The organism is Maridesulfovibrio salinus (assembly GCF_055394525.1).
The window spans coordinates 3,190,640-3,216,297 of sequence record NZ_AP042461.1 but is presented as its reverse complement, the minus strand read 5'-3'; the positions used below and the strand labels follow the sequence as shown (position 1 = coordinate 3,216,297).

General features: G+C 50.2%; 24 protein-coding genes. 18 read left to right on the top strand and 6 right to left on the bottom strand.

What is annotated here, in order from left to right; all coding sequences use genetic code 11:
- Positions 1 to 127: 127 nt before the first annotated feature.
- From ACZ5PW_RS14640 to ACZ5PW_RS14590, 11 genes are all read left to right on the top strand, one after another.
- Positions 128 to 856 carry an amino acid ABC transporter ATP-binding protein gene (locus tag ACZ5PW_RS14640; protein ID WP_464554999.1) on the top strand — a complete coding sequence of 243 codons (729 nt, stop codon included), beginning with the start codon at positions 128 to 130 and terminating at the stop codon, positions 854 to 856.
- Between the two features lie 57 nt (positions 857 to 913).
- Positions 914 to 1,729, top strand: a complete 816-nt coding sequence (locus ACZ5PW_RS14635) for an ABC transporter substrate-binding protein (protein WP_464554996.1) — start codon at positions 914 to 916, stop codon at positions 1,727 to 1,729.
- Between the two features lie 82 nt (positions 1,730 to 1,811).
- The gene (locus ACZ5PW_RS14630; protein ID WP_464554995.1) at positions 1,812 to 2,513 is read left to right on the top strand and encodes an amino acid ABC transporter permease; all 702 of its coding nucleotides are present in this window, start codon (positions 1,812 to 1,814) and stop codon (positions 2,511 to 2,513) included.
- Between the two features lie 12 nt (positions 2,514 to 2,525).
- On the top strand, positions 2,526 to 3,221 hold the full coding sequence (locus ACZ5PW_RS14625; protein ID WP_464554993.1) for an amino acid ABC transporter permease: 696 nt from the start codon (positions 2,526 to 2,528) through the stop codon (positions 3,219 to 3,221).
- Between the two features lie 237 nt (positions 3,222 to 3,458).
- Entirely contained in the window at positions 3,459 to 4,112 is a 654-nt protein-coding gene (deoC, locus tag ACZ5PW_RS14620) for a deoxyribose-phosphate aldolase (protein WP_464554990.1), read from the top strand.
- 3 nt (positions 4,113 to 4,115) lie between these two features.
- Positions 4,116 to 4,790: a precorrin-8X methylmutase gene (locus ACZ5PW_RS14615; protein WP_464554988.1), complete on the top strand. Its 675-nt coding sequence runs from the start codon at positions 4,116 to 4,118 to the stop codon at positions 4,788 to 4,790.
- A 174-nt stretch (positions 4,791 to 4,964) separates the two neighbouring features.
- Positions 4,965 to 7,784: an EAL domain-containing protein gene (locus tag ACZ5PW_RS14610; RefSeq protein WP_464554985.1), complete on the top strand. Its 2,820-nt coding sequence runs from the start codon at positions 4,965 to 4,967 to the stop codon at positions 7,782 to 7,784.
- A gap of 414 nt (positions 7,785 to 8,198) precedes the next feature.
- A complete protein-coding gene (locus tag ACZ5PW_RS14605; protein ID WP_464560421.1) occupies positions 8,199 to 8,525 on the top strand; it encodes a 4Fe-4S dicluster domain-containing protein in 327 nt (108 codons plus the stop codon).
- A gap of 10 nt (positions 8,526 to 8,535) precedes the next feature.
- A complete protein-coding gene (locus ACZ5PW_RS14600) occupies positions 8,536 to 9,687 on the top strand; it encodes a 2-oxoacid:acceptor oxidoreductase subunit alpha (RefSeq protein ID WP_464554983.1) in 1,152 nt (383 codons plus the stop codon).
- Positions 9,688 to 9,689: 2 nt separating this feature from the next.
- Positions 9,690 to 10,526 carry a 2-oxoacid:ferredoxin oxidoreductase subunit beta gene (locus ACZ5PW_RS14595; RefSeq protein ID WP_464554980.1) on the top strand — a complete coding sequence of 279 codons (837 nt, stop codon included), beginning with the start codon at positions 9,690 to 9,692 and terminating at the stop codon, positions 10,524 to 10,526.
- Positions 10,526 to 11,149 (top strand): 2-oxoacid:acceptor oxidoreductase family protein, encoded by a 624-nt coding sequence (locus tag ACZ5PW_RS14590; RefSeq protein WP_464554976.1) that lies wholly within the window; start codon positions 10,526 to 10,528, stop codon positions 11,147 to 11,149. Before ACZ5PW_RS14595 ends, ACZ5PW_RS14590 begins: the two co-directional genes overlap by 1 nt.
- Positions 11,150 to 11,403: 254 nt before the next feature.
- Here the strand turns inward: ACZ5PW_RS14590 and ACZ5PW_RS14585 are convergent, their stop codons facing one another.
- From ACZ5PW_RS14585 to ACZ5PW_RS14565, 5 genes are all read right to left on the bottom strand, one after another.
- Positions 11,404 to 12,048 (bottom strand): hypothetical protein, encoded by a 645-nt coding sequence (locus ACZ5PW_RS14585; protein WP_464554971.1) that lies wholly within the window; start codon positions 12,046 to 12,048, stop codon positions 11,404 to 11,406.
- Position 12,049: 1 nt separating this feature from the next.
- Positions 12,050 to 13,618, bottom strand: a complete 1,569-nt coding sequence (locus ACZ5PW_RS14580) for a sigma-54-dependent Fis family transcriptional regulator (RefSeq protein WP_464554968.1) — start codon at positions 13,616 to 13,618, stop codon at positions 12,050 to 12,052.
- Between the two features lie 191 nt (positions 13,619 to 13,809).
- Positions 13,810 to 14,397, bottom strand: a complete 588-nt coding sequence (locus tag ACZ5PW_RS14575; protein ID WP_464554967.1) for an indolepyruvate oxidoreductase subunit beta — start codon at positions 14,395 to 14,397, stop codon at positions 13,810 to 13,812.
- A complete protein-coding gene (gene iorA / locus ACZ5PW_RS14570) occupies positions 14,397 to 16,241 on the bottom strand; it encodes an indolepyruvate ferredoxin oxidoreductase subunit alpha (RefSeq protein WP_464554965.1) in 1,845 nt (614 codons plus the stop codon). Before iorA ends, ACZ5PW_RS14575 begins: the two co-directional genes overlap by 1 nt.
- A 150-nt stretch (positions 16,242 to 16,391) precedes the next feature.
- Positions 16,392 to 17,045 carry a tetratricopeptide repeat protein gene (locus ACZ5PW_RS14565; RefSeq protein WP_464554964.1) on the bottom strand — a complete coding sequence of 218 codons (654 nt, stop codon included), beginning with the start codon at positions 17,043 to 17,045 and terminating at the stop codon, positions 16,392 to 16,394.
- Between the two features lie 314 nt (positions 17,046 to 17,359).
- Here ACZ5PW_RS14565 and ACZ5PW_RS14560 point away from each other — a divergent pair, with 314 nt between their 5' ends.
- Entirely contained in the window at positions 17,360 to 18,619 is a 1,260-nt protein-coding gene (locus ACZ5PW_RS14560; protein ID WP_464554962.1) for a glutamate-5-semialdehyde dehydrogenase, read from the top strand.
- Positions 18,620 to 18,762: 143 nt separating this feature from the next.
- Positions 18,763 to 19,422 carry a nicotinate-nucleotide adenylyltransferase gene (gene nadD, locus ACZ5PW_RS14555; protein ID WP_464554960.1) on the top strand — a complete coding sequence of 220 codons (660 nt, stop codon included), beginning with the start codon at positions 18,763 to 18,765 and terminating at the stop codon, positions 19,420 to 19,422.
- Between the two features lie 163 nt (positions 19,423 to 19,585).
- Here nadD and ACZ5PW_RS14550 read toward each other — a convergent pair whose 3' ends face one another.
- Positions 19,586 to 20,578, bottom strand: a complete 993-nt coding sequence (locus ACZ5PW_RS14550) for a glycosyltransferase family 9 protein (RefSeq protein WP_464554959.1) — start codon at positions 20,576 to 20,578, stop codon at positions 19,586 to 19,588.
- Positions 20,579 to 20,807: 229 nt separating this feature from the next.
- Between ACZ5PW_RS14550 and ACZ5PW_RS14545 the strand changes: the two genes are divergently transcribed.
- From ACZ5PW_RS14545 to ACZ5PW_RS14525, 5 genes are all read left to right on the top strand, one after another.
- Complete coding sequence (locus tag ACZ5PW_RS14545) at positions 20,808 to 21,869, top strand: hemolysin family protein (protein WP_464554958.1); 1,062 nt, start codon at positions 20,808 to 20,810, stop codon at positions 21,867 to 21,869.
- A gap of 13 nt (positions 21,870 to 21,882) precedes the next feature.
- Positions 21,883 to 22,299, top strand: a complete 417-nt coding sequence (locus ACZ5PW_RS14540; protein ID WP_464554957.1) for a cytochrome c maturation protein CcmE — start codon at positions 21,883 to 21,885, stop codon at positions 22,297 to 22,299.
- 90 nt (positions 22,300 to 22,389) lie between these two features.
- On the top strand, positions 22,390 to 24,267 hold the full coding sequence (locus tag ACZ5PW_RS14535; protein ID WP_464554956.1) for a heme lyase CcmF/NrfE family subunit: 1,878 nt from the start codon (positions 22,390 to 22,392) through the stop codon (positions 24,265 to 24,267).
- Positions 24,268 to 24,277: 10 nt separating this feature from the next.
- The gene (locus ACZ5PW_RS14530) at positions 24,278 to 24,958 is read left to right on the top strand and encodes an ABC transporter ATP-binding protein (protein WP_464554954.1); all 681 of its coding nucleotides are present in this window, start codon (positions 24,278 to 24,280) and stop codon (positions 24,956 to 24,958) included.
- A complete protein-coding gene (locus tag ACZ5PW_RS14525; RefSeq protein ID WP_464554952.1) occupies positions 24,951 to 25,628 on the top strand; it encodes a heme exporter protein CcmB in 678 nt (225 codons plus the stop codon). The genes ACZ5PW_RS14530 and ACZ5PW_RS14525 overlap by 8 nt, the downstream gene beginning before the upstream one ends.
- The last annotated feature ends 30 nt before the right edge of the window (positions 25,629 to 25,658 follow it).

Sequence of the window (25,658 nt, the reverse complement as noted above, 5' to 3'; positions counted from 1 at the left end):
TTGAATTCTGGGCGTTCTTGCCGGGAATCTTAAAAAAGGCTGCCTCATCTTTAAAAAACCGGCTTTTTTCTGCATACGCAGCCTGTCCTGAATTTATAAACGGTACGGGAGTTTGGAGTTAAGCACTATGTCTATGATTGAAATTAAGAATCTCCACAAGTGGTACGGGGATTTCCATGTACTTAAAGGTATCAACGACCATGTCGATAAAGGTGAAGTTCTCGTAATATGCGGCCCCAGCGGGTCGGGTAAGAGTACCTTCATCAGATGTATCAACAGACTTGAAGACTACCAGAAAGGCACTATCACTTTCGACGGCAAGGACATTCTTGACAAGAGTGTAAACATCAATGAACTGCGGGCCGAAATCGGTATTGTTTTTCAGCAGTTCAACCTTTACCCCCATCTTTCTGTTCTCGATAACGTTACCCTCGCCCCTCTCAAGGTGCGCAATATGCCCAAGTCCGAGGCCGAGGAAACAGCACTTTACCTGCTTGAAAGGGTCGGCATCCACGATCAGGCCCATAAATATCCCGCTGAACTTTCCGGTGGACAGCAACAGCGTGTCGCCATTGCGAGGGCGCTTGCAATGAAGCCCAAGGCCATGCTCTTTGACGAGCCCACTTCTGCGCTCGATCCGGAAATGATCAACGAAGTTCTCAACGTAATGAAGGATCTTGCCCGTGAGGGCATGACCATGCTCTGCGTGACCCACGAAATGGGCTTTGCCCGTGAAGTGGCGGACCGTGTAATTTTCATGGATGGCGGGGAGGTTATTGAACAGGCTCCTCCTGAGGAGTTCTTCAAGAACCCCAGTCATGAAAGAACCAAGTTATTCTTGAAGGAGATTTTGTAGTCGCCAGCACGGACGGCGGCATTGAAACGGTAACCTTAACCTGTCCAGGAGGACCTGATGAGAAGACTCTCAATTGTTGTTGCGTTTGCTCTGGCAATGGCTCTTTGCGCATCTGCCGCAATGGCCGACAGACTGCAGGAAGTTAAAGAACGCGGTGTTCTTGTATGCGGCGTTAAAGACGCGGTTGTTCCTTTCGGTTATATTGATGAAGATACCAAAAAACTCGTTGGTATGGACATCGATATCTGTAGCTACATCGCCAAGGAACTCGGTGTTAAAGCTGAATTCAAGCCTGTTACTTCCGCAACCCGTATCCCCATGATTGTACAGGGCTCCATTGATCTGGCCGCTGCAACCATGACTCACAAGATCGCCCGCGATGACACCATCGACTTCTCCATCACATACTTCATGGATGGTCAGAAACTTCTGGTCAAGAAAGGTTCCGGTATCAACTCCGCTGCCGACCTCAAAGGCAAGAAAGTGGGTACTGCTAAAGGCTCCACTTCCGAGCAGAACATTCAGGCCGCACAGCCCGACTGCCGCGTGCTTTCCTTTGAAGGGTACCCTCAGGCTTTCCTCGCTCTCAAGCAGGGTAAGGTCAAGGCTGTAACCACTGACTCCACCATTCTCCTCGGGCTCAAAAATTCCGATCCCAATCCCGATAACTGGCAGATCGTTGGTGAGTTCATCTCTCCCGAGCCTTACGGTATCGGTCTTCCTGAAAATGAATCCAACTTCCGTGATGCAGTCAACGTTGCTCTCATCAAAATGTGGAAGAGCGGTGACTACAAGAAGATCTACAACAAGTGGTTCGGCGCAGACACCAAATATTACCTGCCTCTCACCTGGAACATGGAAGTTTGGCCTTAGCAGGTCAGCCGTCTAGGGAATTAGTGTAGATAACGGGGGGGCTCTGCTTGAAGGGTCCTCCCGAAAACAACGGATAGATGCTTTGAATTATCAGTTTGATTGGAATCTGGTTCTAACCGGCAAGAACGGTCAGTGGTTCATCGACGGGGTCATCACCACTTTACAGATCTCGGGTTTATCCATCGTGCTTACTCTGCTTCTGGGCACAGTTATCGCGGTGATGCGTATGTCCAAGTTCAAGCCGTTTGAGTGGTTCAGTTTCGCTTTTGTCGAATTTTTCCGGAATACCCCTTTGCTTATCCAGATATTTTTCTGGTATTTCGGCTCATATTCCATCCTGCCCGAAGCGGTGAACGAATGGCTTTACGACCATGATTTCGAATTTGCCGCCGGGGTTATCTCCCTGACCGTTTATACAGCCGCTTTTGTTGCCGAAGAGATCAGGGCCGGGATTTATTCAATTCCCAAGAACCAGCTTGAAGCTTCCCGCGCGACAGGGCTGTCTTTCCTGCAGGCCTACCGCTACGTGATTCTGCCGCAGGCGTTCAGAATTATTATTCCGCCGCTCATTTCACAGTCGCTCAACCTGATCAAAAACTCGTCTCTGGTTATGACCATCGGCGTTATGGACCTGACCTACATGGCGCGTCAGATCGAATCCTATACCTTCCATGGTTTCGAGGCATTCACTGTGGCGACCCTGATCTATCTGTGTATTTCGCTGATCGTGTCTTTCATGATCAATATGTACAACAAGCATTTCCTGCTGCAAATTAAATACTAGGAGTGGCGTCTCGTGCAATGGGATGTAGTTTGGAACAACTTTGATTATTTTCTCTGGGGCGCCTATCCTGATGGTCCGCTGGGTGGTCTGGCTGTCAGTATCATTCTGGCCGTGCTCGGTATTTTCGGTGCTTTCTGGATCGGTCTTGCCGCCGGACTGATGCGTCTTTCCCGCAATAAGCTGGTAAAAGGGATTTCGGTCTTCTATATTGAAGTCATCCGCGGAATTCCACTGCTCATGCTTATCTTCTGGTTTTACTTTCTTGCCCCGGTAATTTTCGGGCAGTCCCTGCCGGAATTTGACTGCGCGCTTGTGGCCTTCATCATTTTCACTGGAGCCTATATAGGTGAAATTGTAAAAGCCGGTGTACAGGCTCTGCCCAGCGGTCAGATGGAAGCTGCACGGGGAACAGGGCTTTCCCATGTTCAGGCCATGCGTTATGTTATTCTGCCTCAGGCTCTGCGAAACATGATTCCGTCCTTTGTGAACCAGTTTGTTTCTCTCACCAAGGATACCTCGCTGGCTTATATCATCGGGGTTAACGAGCTTACCCGCACAGCGACTCAGGTCAACAACAGGACGCTTACTTCACCGACAGAGATATTTCTCACCATCGCGTTTCTTTATTTCATTATCTGTTATGTGCTCACCTTTGCCAGTCGTAAAATGGAAGCGCATCTTGCAAGGTATCAGGCAAGAGATCGTTAACGCAGATAATAATGTTTTATTCAAACAGATTCTGGCATAGAATTAATAAAGAGCCCCGGTTTTGACCGGGGCTCTTTATTTTACTCAGCAGTTTAAGTTTCTTTTGACCGCATTCACTAATTAACATACTGTTTGTTTACTGGGAGATTTGCTTTAATTCCGGAAATAGTGTCTGTGGATGCAGGAGGGCTGCGCCACAGTTCCTTTTTGTGTTCCGGTAAAAAAAGGGAGAAGGTTATGGAGATTATCGAAAATCTGGCCGGGTACATTGATCACACTTTACTTGACGTTGCCGCGGGGACCGAAGCCGTGGAACAACTGTGCCGAGAGGCTGTACAATATGGGTTCGCTTCGGTATGCCTTCATCCCTGCCATGTTGTGCAGGCCGCGGAGATTCTGAAAGGCAAAGCACCGAAAGTGTGTTCTGTAATCGGCTTTCCCTGCGGTTCGAATATGTCCGAGGTAAAAATGCTGGAGGCCATGCGGGCGGTGGCAAAAGGCGCGCAGGAACTGGATATGGTGGTTAACCTTTCAGCGCTCAAGAACGGGGACCGCAAAACTTTCATGAACGATATTCTCATGACCGTTGAAGGAGCTGACGGTGTTCCGGTCAAAGCCATCATAGAGACAGGGCTGCTGGATGATGATCAGAAAAAGACCGCCTGTGAACTCGCCGCCGCAGCGGGTGTATCTTATGTGAAGACATGCACCGGGTTCGGTCCCGGATGTGCCAAAGTTGAAGATATCCGGCTGATGCGCTCTGTCGTGGGTGACTCCATCGGAGTAAAAGCCAGCGGTGGTATCAAGACCTATGAGCAGGCTTGCGAACTCATAGAGGCAGGAGCGTCAAGACTCGGAACCTCATCTTCAATCAATATTATAGGGAGCTGATTTTTGTCCGGAAAAGTAGAGCTGATGGCCGTGGGAAGACCCGGCGATATTGAGAAAAAATCGTTTGAAATAATAGATTCAGAAGTTCCCGAACCAAGAAAATATACAGGACTGCACTGGCAGATCGTGCGGCGTATGGTCCACACCACTGCGGACTTCGAGCTGATTGATCTGGTCCACTTTCATGAACTGGCGGTGGAAAATGGACTGAAGGCTCTCAGAAAGGGCTGTACCGTGGTCACTGATACGGAAATGGCCCGCTGCGGTATTCCTGTGCGGCGAATGAATCCGCTGGGCTGCGAAGTGCGCTGCCTGATGAATGATCCGGAGGTAATTGCCGCCGCCAAGTCGAACAATACCACGAGGGCCCATGCCGCTCTGGATATGATCGCCAACACGCTCAAGCCGGCGATTCATGTTATAGGCAATGCCCCAACTGCCCTGATCCGGCTGATCCGGCTTATTGAAGAGGGCAGGATGGATGTTCCGGCACTGGTTGTGGGAATGCCTGTAGGCTTTGTGAACGCAGCCGAATCCAAGGCCCTGCTTATGGATTACGCTGAAATTCCATATATCAGCATTGAAGGGCGTAAGGGAGGATCTGCCCTTGCTGCCTGTGTCATAAACGCGCTGGCCGAGGCTGTCCTTGCTGAAAAAGGGCTTTCGGGAGAAATGTGATTTTTCTGTGAATATTCAGTCCGTTCGTTGATCAGGATCTTTTTTGGGGTAATAAAAGCATATTTCTACTTTCCGGTGTGTGCGTCGGTATGGACTTTTTGTTCCAAATATGAATATTATGCCTGCATCTACTTGAATTTAAATCAGTAAATATCTACTTGTGGTGCTCTCTAAATGACGGAACAAAAGGCAGCTCGTAAAAAAAATATTTTCCCGTTCAAAAGAGGGGAAAGGTCAATCTCCAGAGATCTATCTGCATGTCTGGTTTTTGCCTTGGCTATAATTATCGGGCTAGTCACCGCCTATGAATATTTCGGGCGTTCCAAGATGCTCCGTCAGGAGTTCGAGGAAAAAGCCGACACCTACATTGAACAGCTTGCCAAGTCTGTCACCTTTCCGATCTGGAATTTTGATATGGCTTCGATCAAACATGTGTGCAGCGCGTACACCCAGAATGATCAGTTCGCCAAACTTCAGATTACGGACTTCAATGGCGAAATACTTTTCAATTTTGTGCGTCCCGGTGAGGAGGACGACAATCCAATCATCCGCACCAGAGATCTTTTCATCGACAAAGAGAAAATCGGGACGATTAAGCTGGAGCTCTCAAGCAAATCCTACAGCCGCAACCTCGACTGGATTCTCTTTGTCTCAAGCCTTACTTTTATCACTTCCGTTGCGGTTATCTATGTGATCACCGGTTTTCTTCTGGATTACTTTATTCGCAACCCTCTGGCCCGACTCCGGAAGGGCATGGATAAGGTAGCCATGGGTGACTTCTCGTACCGTTTCGAGGAAGTTCAATATATTGAGCTTCTTGAGATTGGGGCCCGCTTTAACAGCATGACCGAGGAGATCGCCAGCCGTGAGCGGCGTCTGGAAGAAGTGAACAAGGAACTGCAGGGTGAGATTCATAAGCGGGAAAAGGCGGCGCGTTCACTCATTAAGAGTGAGAAACGCTACCGGGCATTGGTGGAAACCACAGCTGAAGGCTTCTTCATGATTGATGACTCGCTGGTGATTCTTGATGTAAACCCCGCCTTCTGCCGTCTTGTAGGGGCAGGGCGGGAAGAACTGCTCGGAGGTTCAGTCCGGGACGTTCTGGGAGAATATGCAGCGGATCGTTTTACTGAAAGGCAGTCCTCTGATTACCGTTTTGAACTGAGTTTCACCAACAGGGATGGACGTGAGGTGGATCTGTTCATCAATGCGACCCATCTTTATGAGAGTGATCTCGACAAGCTGACCTTTGCCTTCACTACGGATATTTCAAATTACAAACTGATGGAAAAAGCCCTGAGGGCTTCCGAAGAAGAATACCGCACCATAGCGGAATATACTTTTGACTGGGAAATGTGGATCGGCCCGACAGGATCGGTCAAGTACGTCAGTCCCTCATGTGAGCGTATTTCCGGATATCCCAAGGCTTACTTCATGGAAGGCCCCATGCGGGTGGAGAACATCCTGCACAAGAGTGACCGTGAATACTGGCAGGCTGCCATGAACGGTAAATTCCTTTCCGCTGACGGGACCGATATGCGCTTGTTCCGCCGTGACGGACTCCTGCGCTGGGTTTCCCTCACAGGCCATCAGGTAACCGCTGATGACGGTTCATCTCTCGGACTTCGAGTTTCCCTGCGTGATATTACCAAGCGCAAGTTCATGGAAAAACAGCTGCAGTATGAAGCTCTCCATGATCCTCTTACCGGGCTGGCTAACAGAACGCTCTGCTGTGACCGTATTCTTCAGGCTGTGGAACGCGCCAAAAGACGCAGTAATTATTTTTACGCGGTCGTCTTCATGGATCTGGACCGTTTCAAGATTGTCAACGACAGTCTGGGCCACAATATCGGCGACAAGCTGCTTGTTGAGGTTTCAAAGCGGCTCCTGCAGGCGATCAGGGAGCTTGATACCGTTTCCAGGTTCGGTGGTGACGAGTTTATCGTAGTTCTTGAAGAGCTTTCATCCCCCCGTGAGGGAATAAGGATTGTCCGCAGGCTGAGAGACAACCTGAGCGTGCCGCTGGTAATTGACGGGCACAAGATCAACGTGGCGGCAAGCTACGGTGTTCTTCTCAGTCCTACTGATTACGAGAAACCCGAAGAGATAATCCAGAATGCCAACGTTGCCATGCATCAGGCAAAAGAGGCCGGGCGTGACCGGATCAAGGTTTTCAACAAGCGCATGCTGGATCAGGCAGTGCTGGCCATGCAGCTGGAGAGTGATCTTCGGTCGGCTATCGCCAACGGTGAATTCTTTCTGGACTATCAGCCCATTTATTCCTTTGAGAACGGCAGGGTTGTCGGTTTCGAGGCATTGATCCGCTGGAACCATCCCGAGCGCGGGCTGGTGATGCCCAACGATTTCATTCCCATGGCTGAGGAGTCCGGTCTTATTTTCGAACTCGGAAGCTGGGTCATTACCGAATCATGCAGGCAGATGAAGAGCTGGGTGAGCACATACGGGTCCGCCGCAGACATGATGATGTCCATCAATATTTCAGGACGCCAGTTCTCGCAGCCAACACTTGTGGATAATATTCTGTCCAATCTCAGCGAGTTTGACCTTCCTGCCCATAATCTTAAAGTTGAGATAACTGAAACCGCGATCATGGAGCGGGCCAAACAGGCTGTGGAAATGCTTAACAGGCTCAAAAAGGCCGGAGTTCGTGTTTCCATTGATGATTTCGGAACAGGATACTCTTCCATGAGCAACCTACAGGAATTCCCGCTCGACCAGCTTAAGATTGATATCAGCTTTGTCAGCAAAATGTGTGAATCGGCTGAGAATGCTGAAATAGTCAAAGCTATTGTCAATCTTGCCCACAACCTCGGACTTAATGTAGTTGCCGAGGGTGTAGAAGAGCTCAGCCAGCAGGAGATGCTCAGAGAGATGGGTTGTGAATTCGGGCAGGGATACCTTTTTTCAAGGCCTGTGAGTGTTGCCTCTGTTGAAGCCTATTTTCAGGGTGAACATGAACTTGGCATAAAGTAGAGGTGTTGTTCTCCCGGTTGTGCTTTTTTGAAAATATAATTCGTTCACTTTCTAATGAATTGTGAATTATATGCTTTTCATTTTGTAGAAAAATTAAAGAGCCAATGCAATACTGGCTCTTTTTTTTGTTATTGTATCTTGATTGTGCGATCAATCAGATTTTTATGTAGTTATTTTCGCCCTATTAAATCAAGTTATTTGTAAAGTGTATTTCTGTCAATTGAGTTTGGTTTATTTTATAATATTACAATAAATATTTCGATTCCTGTTGCATGTACCGTTGTACCGTGCTAGGGCCGAATTTACACCTTGTTTATTTTTTTATAGAATTCTCGGGGTGTGTTGTCGAGGAGCGCCCGTTTTCACAGGAGAGGAAAACGGGTGGGATTAGTTACCCTCAACCTGGATCAGGTTATGAGTGTCAAACGCAAGGGAAATAGCACGGTTACGATTTTTCCGGATTGGTGTAAGGGCTGCGGAATATGCGTTGCCTTCTGTCCGGGCAAGGTCATGGAGTTGAACGATCAGGGAAAGGCGGTCGTTGTCAGGGAAGAGGAATGTATCAGCTGCGGTTTTTGTGAACTGCACTGTCCTGACTTTGCGATAATGGTCCGCCCCAAGGCAGATGAAGAAATCCCCGCGGTATGTAGGGCTGTCCTTGAAAAGGCCGCCCGCAAGGCAGATTCGGCCCCTGACGGCAGTGCTGCGGACAAAAAGAGTTCCGATACGGAAAAGGGATAGGTGAACTTCCATGGCCAGACCAAAGAAAAAGAGAAATAAAGAAATTTTCGCTTTAGGTAACGAGGCTGTTGTAGAAGGTGCTCTTTTGGCCGGGTGTACTTTTTATGCGGGGTATCCCATTACCCCTTCCTCGGAGATCATGGAAATAATGGCCCAGAGACTGCCTCTAATCCCCAATGGATCATTCATTCAGATGGAAGACGAGATTGCGGGGCTGGGTGCGGTTATCGGCGGCTCCCTTGCCGGGCGTAAAGCAATGACCGCCACATCCGGGCCGGGTTTTTCCCTCATGCAGGAACATCTTGGTTACGGTTGTATAACCGAAACCCCGCTGGTCATCGTAAACGTGATGCGTGGCGGACCGAGTACCGGACTTCCCACTTCTCCCGCGCAGGGGGACGTGCAGCAGGCCCGCTGGGGAACCCACGGTGACCATTCGATAATAGTTCTTTCAGCCTCGAATGTTCAGGAATGTCTGGACATGACCATTGAGGCTTTCAATCTGGCGGAAAAATACCGTACTCCGGTGATTCTGCTTATTGATGAGATTACCGCTCACACCCGTGAGAAAATCATCATCCCCAACGATGATGAATATGAAGTTTTCAATCGCATCGTGCCGACCATGCCTCCTGAGTGGTATAAACCGTATGAGGAGACCGTGCGCGGTGTTCCGCCTATGCCTTCCATCGGTTCCGGATACCGTTTTCATGTTACCGGTCTGACCCATGATGTGAACGGTTTTCCCACTTCAAGGCCGGATGAGGTCAAGGAACTCAATGAGCGTCTTTTCCGCAAAATAGACCAGTTTCTGCATGATGTTCAGATTGTGGATGAAGTTGATACCGAAGACTGTGATGTCTGCGTAATCGCTTATGGAACGGTTGCACGTTCCGCTGAGCTGGCTGTAAAGCAGGCCCGTGATGTTGGTGTAAAAGCCGGACTGCTTAAACTTTCGACCCTCTTTCCCTATCCCAGAAAGGCAACTGAAAAGGTCATGTCCAAGGCCAGGACCCTGATTGTGCCGGAAATGAATATGGGACAGATTTCAAGAGAGGTAAAAAGAGTCAACAGTGGTCAGGTCAGTGTCCGGACCATCAATAAGGTCGATGGACAGATCATCACTCCCGCTGAAATCCTTAAAGTTATAACACGGGTGTAGTCATGGTTGATATGAAAGGAACACAACTCATTCATGAATATCTGAGGCATAACAAGAAGTTTCCCCATGTATTCTGTGCCGGATGCGGACACGGTATTGTGCTTGGCTCCCTGATCCGTTCCATTCACGGACTTGGGCTTTCCAAGGACGAGGTCTGCGTTGTTGCAGGCATCGGCTGTTCGGGCAGACTGGCAGCATACGTTGATTTCAATACAGTTCATACCACCCACGGGCGCGCCCTTACCTTTGCCACCGGAATCAAGATGGCAAAGCCCGGAATGCATGTAATCGTGGTGATGGGTGACGGTGACTCAATGGCAATCGGAGGCAACCACCTGATTCATGCCGCGCGCAGAAATATCGGTGTTACTGCTCTTATTCTCAACAACAATATTTACGGCATGACCGGCGGACAGTGTTCGCCGACAACTCCTGGCGGAGCTTTCTCCATGACCACCCCCATGGGGCAGATGGAGCAGAGTTTTGACTGTGTGGATTTGATGAAGGCTGCCAAAGCCAACTACGTGGCCCGTGGAACTGTTTTCCACGTGAAGAAGCTGGATAAGATGATCATGGATGGAATCAGCAGCCCCGGTTTCGGAGTCGTGGAGATTCTTACTCCTTGTCACACCCAGTTCGGCCGAAAGAACAAGTACAAGAACCCGGTGGAAATGTTTCAGACGCTCAAAAAGGATGTTATCGACATCGAGCGTTATGAAAAGCTCAGCGAGGCTGAAAAGGCTAAAAAAATTCCTTCCGGTGTTTTTGTGAACAAGGAAGATCCCGGCCTTGAAGAAAAATTCTACCAGATGGCGGCAACCTGCCAGGGAGGTGCGTAATGGCCGATATGCATCTGGACAGATTTGAAATCAGGCTTTCCGGTCTCGGCGGGCAGGGTATTCTTACTCTCGGTAAAGTCATGGGTTCCGGGCTTTCTCTCGGGCACAGCTACTTTGTAACCCAGACACAGAGCTATGGACCGGAGGCAAGGGGGGGCGCAAGCCGTTCCGATCTCGTGGTCAGCTCCAGCGTCATCAGCTATCCCAAGGCCGAATCCCTTGACCTGCTTATCGCGCTCAGTCAGGAAGCCTGCAACATGTATTACCGCAATCTCAAGCCCGGCGGGCTGCTTATGATTGAAACCGAACTGGTTAAACAGCCGCCTGTGAACCAGTACATCGGTCTGCCGTTCACCCGCCTTGCCAAGGAAAAGATAGGGCTGGTTCAGGCCATGAACACTATTGTTCTCGGCGCGGCAACCTACCTGCTTCCTTTCACGGTTCAAAGGGTGATGCGCAAGAACCTTGAGGAAGTGCTTCCGGCTAAAATTCGGGACATCAACGTAAAGGCTTTCAATCTCGGTTTCCGTGAAGCCAAGAAGAACTTCGGTGATCCTGAAGTGCTTTGGAAGTCATATGCCGTTCCTGATACTCAGGAGGGAGACAGCCCCGACTCGATCTAAGGAGAGGGTTTCTTTATTCCAAGTCCGTAATTCGTGGCTGTTGTTTTGAAAATTAATCCCGCAATATCTTGAAGATATTGCGGGATTTTTGTGTTGCCTGAAAGAGCTTGATAATTAGCACGCTCAGAGCGTGACTGTCGGTAAATATATTGTGTAGACGATTTTCGCAGATTGTTTCACCGGCTGAAGAGTTGGCAGCCTCGGCATTTTTTTCGATATTTCCAGATAAGAAAATTAGTCCCGTCCATTATACTTTATTGTGTGGGGCTGTGGGCAGTTGCTTTCTGTTTGTTCTTTTTCTCTGCAGCGGCAGGCACTGGAATCGCGAACTTGAAATACGAATCAGAAATTTTATTGAAATCATTTACCATTTCCCGCTGATCGGGAGAAAGATTCGTGTTGTCCCATTGCTCACAGAGTTCCTGAGGCTCACGGGCTCTGTTGCGAACTTTGATGACCGCCAGACTGCGTTCTCCGGTTTCTATATATGTAGTGCGAATCAAATGGCAGTCTATGTGTGCAGTAAAGCACTCCACCCCGGTAGCGTTACTCAGGCAGGAGCCTTTTGATACCGTCGACCATTCACCTATTTCGGGAATTTCAGGTTTGGCTTTGCGGTTGAGAAATATCTGAACCTTTGCCGTGGCATTGCCGTTTTCAAAAAGGTAGTTCTCCTGCGTTATGGAGATAAAATCACGGCTGGAACTTCCGTCCGTCTCCAGTGCCGGAGCCACGGAAAGTATTTTGTCTGTGGTGATGTACTTTGAGTCAAAGGGAATGACAAAGGGTTGTTCCGGCTTTTTGGAGCCGGAACAACCCGTAATGATCATGACAAGCACACAGATAAGGGCGGGGATGATCGGCCTTGCAGCCATTATGCTGAAAGGGGAACTGCCCATTTTATTTCTTCTTTTTGGAACCCGCGTACTTTTTGACGTCTATATTGTACTTTTTGACCTTGTAGTTCACGATCCTGTAGCTGACACGAAGATCCCTTGCCGCCTGAAGCATGTTGCCCCGGGCTTTCTTGAGTGAATCAACGAGAAGCTCCTGCTCGAATTTGGCTACCGCTTCACCGAAGGACAGTGAAGTATCGGTGGCGGTGGATTCGGCGGTCTGCAGGGTGGGAGGCAGGTGGTAAGTCCTGATTACCTCTTCCTCGCAGATCAGTACCGCGCGCTCAAGGCAGTTCTTGAGTTCACGGACGTTCCCCGGCCAGTGATACTGGGTGAACAGGTCAATGGCTGGGCTGGATATTCTTTTGATTTCCTTGTCGTATTCCTTGGAAAAGATATCGAGAAACTTTTCAGCCAGTGGGAGGATATCTTCCCGGCGCTCACGCAGAGGCGGAATGAAGATAGGAAAAACATTAATACGGTAGAAAAGGTCTTCCCTGAATTTACCTTCGCGCAGCAGGGTCTCAAGCGGCTGGTGAGTCGCGCTGATGAGGCGCACATCAACGGCTATGGGCTGTTCAGAACCTACACGCTGGATTTCCTTTTCCTGAATCGCGCGCAGAACCTTTGCCTGTGCATCAAGGGAAAGTTCACCGATTTCATCAAGAAACAAAGTGCCGTTGTTGGCTACTTCAAAAAGTCCGCGTTTGTTCTGGTAAGCTCCGGTAAAAGCACCTTTCTGGTGACCGAACAGTTCACTTTCCACCAGTTCGGCGGGAAGTGCGGCGCAGTTCAGTTTAACCAGAGGTTTGTCGCGGCGCGGGCTGCATGCGTGAATCGCTTCCGCAAGCAGTTCCTTACCGGTTCCGGATTCACCGCGCAGCAGTGCGGTAGCCCTGCTTGGGCCAACCTGACGGGCCTGCCTGAGGACCTGCCGCATACTTTTGGAAGTAGCAACAAAGTCGGAAGGCGGGGGAACGTCAGCATGCCCCGGGACCATACCTTGAGAAAGCATCTGGGTCTGCACGGCCATCTCTTCCTGCAGGCGTGAAACCTGATTGGAAATGATGGAAGCGACAACTTCGAGGAACTGCTTGTGTTCCATAAGGTCGCTCATGGGCAGTACGTGGGAATCCACGCTAAGTGTTCCCAGCACTTCCTGATTTCCATCCGAGTCGGTGCTTTTGATAGGCACGCAGATGTAGGAGGAGGTTCGAAGCTCCTCTTCAGACCTGCTGAAAGCTTTGTTGATAAGCTCGTTGTCATCGGCCATGCGGGGAATAATTACCGATTCTCCGGATTCATATACCCGGCCGATAACCCCTTTGCCCGGCTGGTAGGTGACTGAGTAGTCCTTGGCCGGGCTGTGGGTGATGGAAAGTTTCAGTCTATCCGACTCATTGTCCATAATGGCAAGAAAAACACGCGGAAAGTGGAGGTCTTTTGATAAAACTTCAAGAATTGCATTGAGGCTTGGCTCCAGATCATGATGGGGAGCTATAGAATCCAGAATCTCACTCAAAGTAGAAAGGTAGATATTATCCACTCGTTCCGGCAGTCCGTTAATAGTCATTTTTTTTCTCGTGCCGTCCAGGCTGTTTTCTGTTTCAGCTTTCTGGAACTGTACTTTAAATCGTTACAGTCCGTGGTTCCGGCCTAAAATTATTATTGTAATAGTTTTTGGGTCAGTATCGGCTACTATAGCTGATTTGGCCGAAATGTCGACAGCCGCACAGAGAGTGCGGCTGTCGTTTCTTTCATCTTTTAAGACACTGCCTTTACACCCAGTTCAAGAGCTTTAAGGTTGATTTCCGCAATTTTAGGTTTCATGGCTGTTTTAATGGTGGCAGCCAGTTCTTCCGGTTTAAGAGGAACACAACCAGTGGCGCAAAGCGCTCCGAGCAGGGCAATGTTTCCGCTCTGCACAGCTCCGGCTTCAAGGCCCAGAGACTGGCAGGGGAGGTAGTATGCTTTTCCGGCACATGCCGCAACCTTTTCCTTGATGACATCAAGGGGGGTGTTTTCGGCTTTACCTGTGCATACGGAAAGGGGCGGAATGTATTCGGTGCTGGAAAGCACGATTCCGCCGGGCTTCAAATAGGGCAGGGCACGCAGTGTTTCCAGAGGTTCAAACCCGAGGATTACATCAGCTTCGCCATGTCCGATTTTAGGGGAGGCCAGCCCGATCAGCAGTGCGGATTCAACAACACCGCCACGCTGGGCCATGCCGTGAATTTCTCCGGCAGTGACATCTACACCGGCGTCAAGAACAGCCTGCGCAAGCAGATTGGTGGCGGTGAGGGTTCCCTGTCCACCGACCCCGGTCATGAATATACGCAACCTTGTACTCATTAGCTGCTCCTTTTCCGGGCTTTGATGTCTTTGGTCAACTGCAGGCAGAGCATGCAGCCAGAGCAAAGAATTTCGTTGATTTCCACGCCTTCCGCAGTCTTTTCGAATGCGGGGCAGGCCAGTTCTTCCATAACCTTGAGCACTTCATCACTCTGGTTTTCCACGTAAGCGGCGCGTACAGGCTTTTTGCCGAGAGTACGGCGCGCGAAGAGCGGGCAGGGATCTTTAGCAATAAGAACTCTTACGCCTTTGATTTCCTTCAGTTCTTCAAGAGCGGTGGTGATGGCTTTCTGGTTCAGCGGGCTGACGGTACGGACTTCGGTAACTCCGCAGCCTCTGACGATGGGCTCGATATCAACCTGAGCCGGGTTGGCACCTAGTGCGGTGGTCTCAACGCCGGGGTGTGGCTGATGGCCGGTCATGGCTGTGGTGGAGTTGTCGAGGATGACCAGCAGGATATCGTGCTGGTTGAAAACCGCGTTCACCAGACCGGTGATACCGGAATGGAAGAAGGTGGAGTCCCCGATGAATCCGACGACAGTCTGCCCTGCAGCTCTGGAAGCTCCGCATCCGGCGGATACGGAAGATCCCATGCAGAACAGGAAGTCTGCGGCGTTAAGCGGGGGCAGGATACCGAGGGTGTAACATCCTATGTCGGATGAACATACGGCATCGGGACCGAAAACTTTTTTTACAGCGTAAAAAGCTGCGCGGTGGGTACAGCCGGCACAGAGGTTCGGCGGTCTCATGGGCAGACCTTCCTCTGCATCGCAACATTCAACTGCCTCCGCTTCCATGCCGAGAACTTCACGGATGGCGGCAGTGACGTTGAGGGTGGAGTATTCACCGTTGAGAGGCAGGTTCGGGGAATCTTTGCCTACAATTTCTATGTCGATTTTGTTCTTCTGGGCCAGTACACGGATTTCATTTTCAATGAACGGCTCAAGTTCTTCGATGATAAGGACTTTTTCAACGGACTTGATGAAGTCGGTAACCATCTTTGTGGGCATGGGGTAGGTGAAACCGAGTTCAAGAACCTTGAAATTGTCACCAAGACCGGTGTCAGCCAGAGCGTCAGCAAGGTAGGCGCGACAGATACCGGAAGCAACGATACCGATTTTGCCATTGCCGGAAACCTTGTTGTACTCGGATTTCTCAGCCATTTCACGCAGAGTTTCAAGCTTTTCTAGCAGATCCACGTGCATGCGGCGGGCGAAAGCCGGGATAGGTACGAACTGAGCGGGGTTCTTCTTGAATCCTTCAGCGGGTGCAAGCTTTGCAATCTCGCCGTATTCAACAGGTCCGCGCAGGTGGTTGACCCGGGTGGTGGTGCGCAGCAGGACAGGTGCGGAAGTTTCGCGGGACATGTTCAGCGCATCGCGGGTCATGTCTTTTGCTTCCTGAGCTGTGCTGGGCTCCATGCAGGGCATTCCGGCAAGACGTGCGTAGTAGCGGTTGTCCTGCTCGTTCTGGCTGGAGTGGCATCCGGGGTCGTCTGCGGAAAGCAGAACCAGACCGCCGGGTGTTCCGGTGTAGGCCAGAGTCATGAGCGGGTCGGCGGCTACGTTGACACCTACATGCTTCATTGTGGTCAGGGTCATGGCACCGGAAACTGCTGCTCCGCCGCCTACTTCCAGTGCAACTTTTTCGTTGACGGAATATTCAAATGTGAAATCGCCCTCTGGGGAGAGACGGAAGAAGGTGTCCGGTACTTCGGAAGAAGGTGTGCCGGGATAGCAGGTTACAACCTGAATTCCGGCCTCAATCGCTCCTCTGACAATGGCTTCATTGCCGAGAAGCAGTTTCTTCATCCCCGGACTGTCCGCGAGAAGTGGATGAGCCATGAATGTGCTCCTTAGTCATGGGTTAACAGGATGTTCACAAGCGCACGATTAACAGGGGGAAGAGGTTAATTCGCTCCCTCTTCCCTTTTTTACAAAACTTAATCGCACACTTATGAGCAGTCTGTATCTATTATACAGCCCAGCTCTTTTCTAAAGTCTGGCTTTGAGTTCCTTGATTTTGCCTTCAAGGTACATTCTTTCGTTGGGGTTGCTGGTCATCAGTCCCTGATAGGCCTGAACTGCCAGCTGAATGTTACCGGATTTTTCAGCGGCTTCACCGAGCATTCTGTTAATAGAGGATGCGTAGGTCTCAGCGCCGCCGTTTTTAAGAGTCTGAAGGATTTTCACGGCTTCACCGGGGTTTCCGGAAAGAAGAGCGCATTTAGCTTTGCCGAGTTCAGCTACCGGAGCCATCTCTTTGGAAATGTTGGCGATGTCAGCCCATACAGTTGCTGCTTTCGCGTAATCTTCGGCATCCATCCAGGCCTTGGCAAGTGCGAGTTTTACCGCGGCTTTCATGTCGGAAGGAGCTTCTTTTTCGAAAGCTGCAAGTTCTTCGGCCTGTTTGGCTCCGGAATACTTGATGAGAATTGCACCGAGTTCACTCTGTGCCTTGAGCTGCTTCTGCTCATTCATGTAACTGACACCGGATATTCCGGCTGCGACAAGGATGATTACGGCTATGCCCGCCACAATCATTTTTCCGTTCTTAAGGAGATAGTCCAGAAGAGGGTGCAGAGTATCGGGTGTGGATTCGTGAACCTGATTGAGAATGTCCTGAGTATTGTTCTTGTTTTCTTCCATTAAAGGAATGCCTCCATAGAAATTGATGGAATTTTATACAATGTTGAAGTGAGCTTTATAATTCAGTCTGACAAAAAGGTCAAAACTGAAAGTGTAAAATAACTAGCTGTAAATTCAGCTTAAAAGCGAAAGTTGTTGAAAAAGGTTACAAAAATAGAAAAAATAAATCCGCATGTTTTCCAACAAACACAACCGCTGTTCGGGGACATTGGTAAATGTTAGTTGACTTTTTTGCAATATCCTTAGTAGCCATTTTGTATTCAACCAAGGAAAAATTGATATTTCAGTTAATATAATCCGACTTGAGGTGGAAAATGAGTTTTTATGAAGCAATGAAAGAAGTGGCTTACAAAGCCAAGGAGGCCTCGCGCAAAATCTCCTGCGCTGACGGCTCCGCCCGCAATGCCGCTATTATCGAACTGGCCGCACTGCTGGAAAAGGAAAAGGAATTTATTTTTGCCGAGAACCGCAAGGATCTCGAAGCCGCAGAGAAAAACGGTCTTGATCAGGCCCGGCTGCAGCGTCTTGAAATCTCTGATTCCGTGCTGGAATATATGATTCAGGGCTGCAATGAGGTCGCAGGGCAGACCGATCCCGTTGGCGGCATTGAGAACATGGAGCGCAGGCCCAACGGCATGATGGTCGGCAAGATGCGTATTCCTCTCGGTGTGGTCATGATGATCTTTGAATCCCGCCCAAATGTAACCGTGGACGCCGCTGTTTTGTGTCTTAAGGCCGGTAACTCGGTTGTTCTGCGCGGCGGTTCGGAGGCTATCCACTCCAATCTGGCGCTGGCTTCACTGCTGCAGAAGGCTCTCGACAGGGCCGGACTTCCCTCAGATGCGGTTCAGGTTGTCAATGTGACTGACCGTGAGGCTGTTTCCGAACTTCTCAAAATGGATGAATATATTGACGTTGTCATTCCCCGTGGCGGAGAAGGGCTTATACGCGCGGTGGTGAGTCAGGCAACCATGCCTGTTCTGAAGCACTACAAAGGGGTGTGCCATATTTACGTGGACAGCGACTGCAACATCCCCGAAGCCATGAACATTGTCAGAAATGCCAAAGTCCAGAAGCCCGCGGCCTGCAACTCGCTTGAATGTCTGCTGGTTCACGAGGATATTGCCGAAGATTTTCTGCCTTCCCTCGGAACTCTGCTTAGTGCCAGCGGTGTGACCATGAAGGGATGTCCCCGCTCCATGCCGCTCCTCGGGCATCGCGCTCTCGCCGCGGATTTTGACGACTGGGGTCAGGAATATCTTGATCTCACTCTGGCGGTTAAAGTTGTCTGCGGGCAGAATGAAGCTCAGGACCACATTGCCCGCTACGGTTCAAACCACAGTGAAGTAATCCTGACCACAAACCATGACCGCGCCATGCGCTTTGTCCGTGAAGTTGATGCTTCAATGGTTGGAGTTAACGCTTCCACCCGTTTCAACGACGGCGGACAGCTCGGACTCGGCGCGGAGATCGGGATTTCCACTTCCAAGCTGCATTCCTACGGTCCCATGGGAGCAACCGAGCTTACCTCGACCAAGTTTGTGCTGCTCGGAGACTGGCAGATCCGCAATTAGTTCTTGCTTTGGCGGTCCTGACAGTAGAGAGTTTTGTTCTGCTTTTTGATATAAATTATTCAATGACTCGGGGGTTCTCCGGAAATCGTGTGTATATGTTTTCCGGAGAGCTTGCCTGAGTATTTTTTTATCTGGTTGTACCTATGAAAATCGGTTTGTTCGGCGGCAGTTTCAACCCTGTCCATACTACACATATTGATGTTGCCAAAGCAGTGATGAAGCGTATGCCGCTTGATAAAGTCCTGCTGGTCCCAGCTGGTAATCCCTACCATAAAGAAGACGGGGATATGCTGCCTGAAGAGTTGCGTTTTGAAATGGTGCGCATTGCGGTGGAAGGTGAGTACGGTCTTGAAGTCAGCGACATCGACCTTGGAGCGGACGGACCTACTTATACTGTCGATACATTGAATGAAGCGGCAAAGCGTTATCCCGATGATGAGCTTTATTTCATCATGGGGCAGGATTCCTTTGAAACCTTCACTCTCTGGAAAGACTGGCAGCTGATACCGCAGCTGGCCAATATCATAGCTGTTAGCAGGGAAGAGGCTGACCACGGGGAAATGGCGTCGGAACTGAAAAGGGTCTTCAGCGACATAGAACAGACCGGCAGAAATGTATGGAAGATAGGTGCAGGCAAGTCTGTTTACATAATCGGTGATTTTGATTTTGTGATCAGTTCAACTCTTGTGCGTGATGTCTGGAAAGAGGGTGGACACGTATCAGATTATGTGCCGCAGCCTGTTGCTGATTTCATGTCCAGACATAGAACGGATCTGCTGAAATACTGGGGCTGCCCTACATGACGGGGCAGTCTTTTGTTTATGTATGACTTTTGTTAATGAGCAGCCTGCCGGATTCTGAGTTCCGGCATTTTCCTTATGCTCGATTCCATGTCGGCATGGAGCCGAATACTGGTTACAGGAAAGTTGCGTCCTGCCAGCCTGTGGTAGAGTTTACGCCGGGCAGTCAGCTTATACTGTTAAGGACCTGTTCCGGGGTGATGTCACGCAGGCACTGGCGGTTTTTGGTGCAGTTGCTTTTGCCGTGCAGAGAGCAGGGGCGGCAGTCCATTTCCGATTCAAGGACAACGTCTTCCGGTCCGGCCGGATAGAATCCCCAGGCTCTGGAAGTCGGGCCGAAAAGTCCTGCCACCGGGGTTCCAACAGCCGCAGCCAGATGCATTGGGCCTGAATCTCCGGTAACAAGGCGGCGTGCTTTTTGTAGCAGGGCGCAGGTCTCCCGCAGGCTTAGCTGGCTGGTGAAGTTGCACTCCTCTTCAGATGCTTCAAATACATTTTCATCCCGGCCGATGATGGCCCATCTGATCCCTTTTTCATCAAGAAGATTTATAAGTGACAACCAGTTCTCGCGGGGCCACGCCTTGTCCGGATGGGTAGCGTAGGGGTGCAGGGCTATGAACCCGACATCAAGGTTGTGTTCTTCCACCAGTGATTCTGCCAGTTCGGTTTCGCTTTCAGTAAGGTGGATTTTCGGAAGCAGATCTTCTGCGGGGACGGCCTCCTGTTCAAGAGCGGCGGCGTAACGCTGGGTCACTCTGAGGGCTTCCAATTGATCCTTGAGTTTTTCCGACCCGGTCATTTTATAAAGTCTGCGTTCAAGAGAAAATTTTTTATAGCGGGTGACCTTTCCTTTCCAGCGGGCGGAAAGAATTTTTGAACGCAGGGTGGAGTGCAGGTCTATGAGTTCACAGCCTTTGTACTGTCTTGCAATTTCTCCGGCTTTTTTTAGCCATGCCAGATCGCCCAGATCTTTTTTGTCCAGTCCGATGACATTTTCTATGTGAGGATTATTTTCTAGAACAGGCACATTTGACGATCTGGTGATGAAAGTGAAGGTGCATCCGTGCTTCAGGGCCCAGTATTCTATAACCCCGGTGGTGAGCACCACATCTCCCAGCGCGCTAAGCCTGAAAATAACTTTATGTGAGTTTGTATTCATGACGGGCACATTCTAATGGCCCGCCAATTTGAGTCAACGTATATTTTTACGGGTGGTAACTGTTTGATGTCTTGCATTATCCGTATATAAATTTTAATCTGAACCCTACTTGTCTGGAATCGGGGGTTATCCCCCTATTTCTATTGCACCGCTATCTGCCTTCTGATATTGATGCCAATATCAAATTCGTTGTCGATCGGTGCTTTCTGCAACCTTAACAAATAATTTAATGCTGGAATTAATACTCGCCGTAAGTGTAGCCACACTCATATCCGCCTACTGCTCAGTAAGTGAAGCCGTGTTTTACTCCTTTCCCTGGAGCAAGATTGAAACCTTGCGCCGTTGCGGTCACAAGTCCGGGGATATACTGCATAAAATGCGTTCCAACGTGGACCGTCCAATCACGGCCATTCTGACTTTGAATACTGTTGCCCATACAGCGGGCGCGGCATTCGCAGGAGCCGCATGGGCTTCTGTCTACGGTGCTGCCACACTTCCGTGGTTCACACTTGGATTCACCGTTATTATTCTTGTTTTATCCGAGATTCTACCAAAGACCATCGGCGTTGTTTATTGTGAACCTCTGGGGCGCATGCTTGCAAGGCCCCTTGAGATACTGACATGGATATTTCTTCCCGTTATCTGGGTATGCGGCTTTCTTTCCCGCCTTGTAAGCAGGGATGGAGAAGGTCCACAGGCAACGGAAGAGGATATACGTGCAATGGTCAGCCTGACCAGGAGAACCGGGGCGATCAAACCGTATGAAGCCCTCTCAATTGCCAACATCCTGTCGTTGGACGACAAGATTGTTGAGCAGATTATGACACCCCGGACTGTTGTTTTCTCCCTGCCGGCAGACATGACCGTTGCCGAGGCTCATGCCAAATACAGCGCGTGGCCTCACAGCCGTATTCCGGTTTATGAAGGTGATGACCCTGAGGATGTTGTCGGTGTCGTCTACAGGCGTTCGGTTTTCGAATCGCTTGCCGATGACATGAACGAAGTCAAGTTCTCGGAGTTGATGAAACCGGTGCGCTTTGTACTGGAGAATATCACTCTCGACAAACTTCTGGTTAAATTCCTTGAAAGCCGCATGCACCTTTTTGTTGTGCTTGACGAATACGGAGGAATGTCCGGGGTTGTAACCCTGGAAGACGTAATGGAAGAAATTCTGGGCAGCGAGATCGTCGACGAAACCGATCAGGTCGTGGACATGCGTGAACTCGCCCGCCGCAGACGAAAAGAACTGCTTGTCAGCACGGATGAAATCCCTGCTGAATTTTGTAAATAGAACGGAGTTTACTATGGCCAAAAAAGGTGGAAAAGGCGTCTATTTTGCCGCCCTTATCCTTTTTCTTGGTGGACTGGGGTATCTGATTTATTCAGGTATTTCTCAGGACAGCGTGTATTTTCTCAATGTATCCGAAGCTCTTGCCATGGATGAAAGCGAGCTTGGACAAGCCAGACTTTTCGGCAAGGTGGCTCCTGCCAATATTGAGTCCAAGGAAGGCGGACTGGGAGTCGAATTTGATCTTATCGATCAGAAAGAGACTGCCGGGACTATTCGTGTGGACTACAGCGGAGCTGTCCCCGACACTTTCAAGGAAGGTGTCGAGGTTATTGTGGAAGGTAATTTTGTGAACGGTCACAAAGAATTCCTGGCCACATCACTCATCACGAAGTGTCCGTCCAAGTACGAAAAGAAAAACCGTGAAAGCTAGGCTTTAGCGGAAATACGGAAACTGTTTTCGCTCCGGCGGATCAATTTCCGTTTTTTAATAGTTTTTATCCATTAATGGAGTAAATATAATATGCAGCTTTTTGCCAACCTTATGCTCCTGATTGCCCTTCTTGCGGCTCTCGGGGCGGGGGCTTATGCGTGCCTGTCTTTGGTAACAGGCAAGCGGAATGTGCTGGTACTCATTGACCGGGCCAACATGGCCATCGCGGGATTTGTGGGACTGGCCAGTGTCGTTCTTACCATAGCCCTCATCAATCGCGACTATTCTTTTAAATATGTTTATGAATATGTGGATAACACTCTGCCCATATTCTATACAGTTACAGCATTCTGGGCCGGAGCTGACGGCTCGCTGCTGTTCTGGATGCTTTCCATTGCCGTGATGGGTGTAATTTTTTCAAGACTCCAGCTTTTCAAGGAGTTTTCGGAAACAACACGCCTCTATTACTGGCTTTTTTATATGGTTATTCAGGCCTTTTTTCTGCTCCTGCTCACCAGCTGGTCCAACCCTTTCATGGAACTTGTTCCCTCTCCGGCTGACGGACGCGGCCTTAACCCGCTTCTCAGAAACCCGGGCATGATATTCCATCCGCCACTTCTTTTTCTCGGTTATGCGGGATTTACAAGTCCGGCGGCTCTTGCTCTGGCGTCCTACATCTCAGGTGAACTCAAATCATGGGTGTCATTCTGCCGTAACTGGAATATTCTTTCATGGATTTTCCTTACCGCCGGTATTGTTCTCGGCTGCTGGTGGTCCTACATGGAACTCGGATGGGGCGGTTACTGGGCATGGGACCCGGTGGAAAATGCTTCTCTTATTCCGTGGTTGAGCGCTTCCGCTCTGATGCATACAGCCGCAATTCAGATCAAAAGCAAATCCCTGCAGCGTGCGAATGTCTTTCTAATGAGTCTGACCCTGCTGCTGTGTATCTTTGCTACCTATCTGGTTCGTTCCGGTGTTGTGCAGTCCCTGCATGCCTATGGCGAAAACGGTGTGGGACTTCCTCTGCTGGTCTTTATGCTTGCTAATCTGGCCATCATTGCATTTGTACTCGTGGCCGGCCCCAGACCGGATTCCAGAACCCTCGCGAGCCTTAACAGCCGTCAGGGTCTTCTGGTTATAGCCGCATGGGCTTTTCTCGGACTCGGCCTTGTTGTCGGTCTGGGAACAATGTGGCCTGTTATCAGCAAAATGTGGAGCGCAAACCCCGTAGGACTTGACGCCAAGTTCTATAACAGGGTCTGTCTGCCGCTGTTCAGTCTGCTTATTCTTATCTTCACCGTCTGCCCGTGGTTCAACTGGAAAGAAGGCATCGCCGACAGGCGCGGGCTTTTTATCGTGGGTGGAGCCTTTGTGGGCGGAGGAGTCATAAGCTACCTTTGTGGTCTGCATAATCCACTTGGACTGATTACCAGTGCGGCTTCCATCGCTTCAATTGTGGGTATTTTTACCGTTTTCCTGCTTATTCCGCAGATGCGTAAAATCACATCCATGATCGGCGTTTACGGACTGCATCTCGGTGTTGCGCTGATGTTTCTCGGTGTGGCCTGGTCCGGTCCCAACAAGGTGGAGCATGAATACGTGATCAAGCAGGGCGAGAGCGTGCAGCTTGGTTCCTATACCATGACTTTCAAAAAAATGGTTGAAGGCCAGAATGAGGAAAAAGCGTGGATCTCGGCAATCGTCGACGTTACCGAAGACGGAAAGACCGTAGGACTGCTCAGTCCCGAGCGCAGAATCTACCGCAACTTCCAGCAGCCTTTTGCCGAAGTATCTGTAATTCCCAGTCTGGGCAGCGAAATTTACGCTACTCTGCTGAGTGTGGATGAAAAGGGTAACGCTACCTTCAAGATGAGCATCAACCCCCTGATCAACTGGATGTGGATCGGTGGAACACTGATGTGTCTTTTCGGTTTTGTTGCTTTCAGAAAACCACGTATAAGCTAGGCGGAAGATCGTGGGAAACAGTGAAAGCATAGCCCTTAAGGTACGGGATGCAGCCAAGTTTTTCGGAACTAGGCTGATATTCAAGAATGTGAGTTGTGATGTGCGGCGCGGAGAGATTCTCCTCGTGGTCGGGCGCAACGGGGCCGGTAAGACGACTCTGCTCAAGATCATGTCCGGCCTTTCGAGGCCTTCTGCGGGATCTGCGGAGATTCTGACCGAGCCTGAGAAAACCGCGTATCTTGGACATTCCACCTTTATTTATCCCCGCCTGAGCGGGCTGGGCAACCTTTCATTCTGGGCCTCAATGTACGGCCTATCCCCGTCCCGCGAGGACCTGATGGGCCTGCTCAAAAGGGTGGGTCTTGAAAGGGCGGCGGAAGAACAGGCCGGTGCGTACTCCAGAGGTATGTCCCAGAGGCTGAATCTTGCGCGGGTCTTTCTCGTGAATCCGGATCTGCTCTTTCTTGATGAGCCGGGTACCGGACTCGATCAGGCTTCGCTAACACTTCTGCGTGACGAGGTTGTCGCCATGCGTGACCGCGGAACCGCCATCGTGTGGATCAGCCATGACGTGAACCATGATGCAGCCCTTGCGGACCGGGTCCTCGGACTTTCCGGACGCAGTATGGCCTATCTTGGTTCGGCTGAAGAGTTTGTGCCGCATACAGTGCTGGGAGGTGAGAATGCTTAAACGCGGACTTACCATCGCGGCCAAGGATATGCGCCTTTCCGTAGCGGGAGGGCAGGGACTTACTCAGGCTGTCCTTCTGGGGCTGCTGCTGATCTTCGTGTTCAGCCTTTCCCGTCCGGCGGGTCAGATCGTTGAACCGCAGGCGGCTTCAGCCATTTTCTGGCTGGCCTCGTCCTTCGGGCTGGTACTGGTTTTCAATACCTTGTTTTCAATGGAAGAAGCAAATGAGGTCCGTCTAGGACTACTTTCCTCACCTGTTCCGCTTCATGCGGTCTGGTTTGGTAAAGGGCTTGCCGGATTCGGACTGCTGCTTTGTTCGCAGCTGGTTTTCCTCCCGGCTACCATTGTCTTTCTGGGACAGGACCTTAAAGGTTCGCTGGCTGTTTTTGCCGTAACGCTTCTGGCGGCGGACTGGGGGCTTGTGGCTCTCGGCGCGCTTCTGGGGGCAATCTCACAGGGGCAGGCTGCCCGGGAGTCACTCTTGTCAGTGATCCTTTTCCCGCTGCTGCTGCCTATCCTTCTGGGGGCGATTCAGCTGATGACTTCGGTCTTTTCCGGGGTTAAAATCATGGACGAGAGTTCTTGGATGGGCATCATAATTGCCGCCTCGGCTCTGTTCAGCGGTGCGGGCCTGATACTTTTTCCTTTTGTATACAGCGGTGAACAATAGTTCGCCGAAAACATATTGTTAATACGGAGC

Excerpts from the sequence above, each read along its gene's own strand:
- ACZ5PW_RS14640 (WP_464554999.1), top strand. The coding sequence starts at position 128 with ATGTCTATGATTGAAATTAAGAATCTCCACAAGTGGTACGGGGATTTC.
- ACZ5PW_RS14635 (WP_464554996.1), top strand. The coding sequence starts at position 914 with ATGAGAAGACTCTCAATTGTTGTTGCGTTTGCTCTGGCAATGGCTCTT.
- deoC (WP_464554990.1), top strand. The coding sequence starts at position 3,459 with ATGGAGATTATCGAAAATCTGGCCGGGTACATTGATCACACTTTACTT.
- ACZ5PW_RS14610 (WP_464554985.1), top strand. The coding sequence starts at position 4,965 with ATGACGGAACAAAAGGCAGCTCGTAAAAAAAATATTTTCCCGTTCAAA.
- ACZ5PW_RS14605 (WP_464560421.1), top strand. The coding sequence starts at position 8,199 with ATGAGTGTCAAACGCAAGGGAAATAGCACGGTTACGATTTTTCCGGAT.
- ACZ5PW_RS14600 (WP_464554983.1), top strand. The coding sequence starts at position 8,536 with ATGGCCAGACCAAAGAAAAAGAGAAATAAAGAAATTTTCGCTTTAGGT.
- ACZ5PW_RS14595 (WP_464554980.1), top strand. The coding sequence starts at position 9,690 with ATGGTTGATATGAAAGGAACACAACTCATTCATGAATATCTGAGGCAT.
- ACZ5PW_RS14590 (WP_464554976.1), top strand. The coding sequence starts at position 10,526 with ATGGCCGATATGCATCTGGACAGATTTGAAATCAGGCTTTCCGGTCTC.
- ACZ5PW_RS14585 (WP_464554971.1), bottom strand. The coding sequence starts at position 12,048 with ATGGGCAGTTCCCCTTTCAGCATAATGGCTGCAAGGCCGATCATCCCC.
- ACZ5PW_RS14580 (WP_464554968.1), bottom strand. The coding sequence starts at position 13,618 with ATGACTATTAACGGACTGCCGGAACGAGTGGATAATATCTACCTTTCT.
- ACZ5PW_RS14575 (WP_464554967.1), bottom strand. The coding sequence starts at position 14,397 with ATGAGTACAAGGTTGCGTATATTCATGACCGGGGTCGGTGGACAGGGA.
- iorA (WP_464554965.1), bottom strand. The coding sequence starts at position 16,241 with ATGGCTCATCCACTTCTCGCGGACAGTCCGGGGATGAAGAAACTGCTT.
- ACZ5PW_RS14565 (WP_464554964.1), bottom strand. The coding sequence starts at position 17,045 with ATGGAAGAAAACAAGAACAATACTCAGGACATTCTCAATCAGGTTCAC.
- ACZ5PW_RS14560 (WP_464554962.1), top strand. The coding sequence starts at position 17,360 with ATGAGTTTTTATGAAGCAATGAAAGAAGTGGCTTACAAAGCCAAGGAG.
- nadD (WP_464554960.1), top strand. The coding sequence starts at position 18,763 with ATGAAAATCGGTTTGTTCGGCGGCAGTTTCAACCCTGTCCATACTACA.
- ACZ5PW_RS14550 (WP_464554959.1), bottom strand. The coding sequence starts at position 20,578 with ATGAATACAAACTCACATAAAGTTATTTTCAGGCTTAGCGCGCTGGGA.
- ACZ5PW_RS14545 (WP_464554958.1), top strand. The coding sequence starts at position 20,808 with ATGCTGGAATTAATACTCGCCGTAAGTGTAGCCACACTCATATCCGCC.
- ACZ5PW_RS14540 (WP_464554957.1), top strand. The coding sequence starts at position 21,883 with ATGGCCAAAAAAGGTGGAAAAGGCGTCTATTTTGCCGCCCTTATCCTT.
- ACZ5PW_RS14535 (WP_464554956.1), top strand. The coding sequence starts at position 22,390 with ATGCAGCTTTTTGCCAACCTTATGCTCCTGATTGCCCTTCTTGCGGCT.
- ACZ5PW_RS14525 (WP_464554952.1), top strand. The coding sequence starts at position 24,951 with ATGCTTAAACGCGGACTTACCATCGCGGCCAAGGATATGCGCCTTTCC.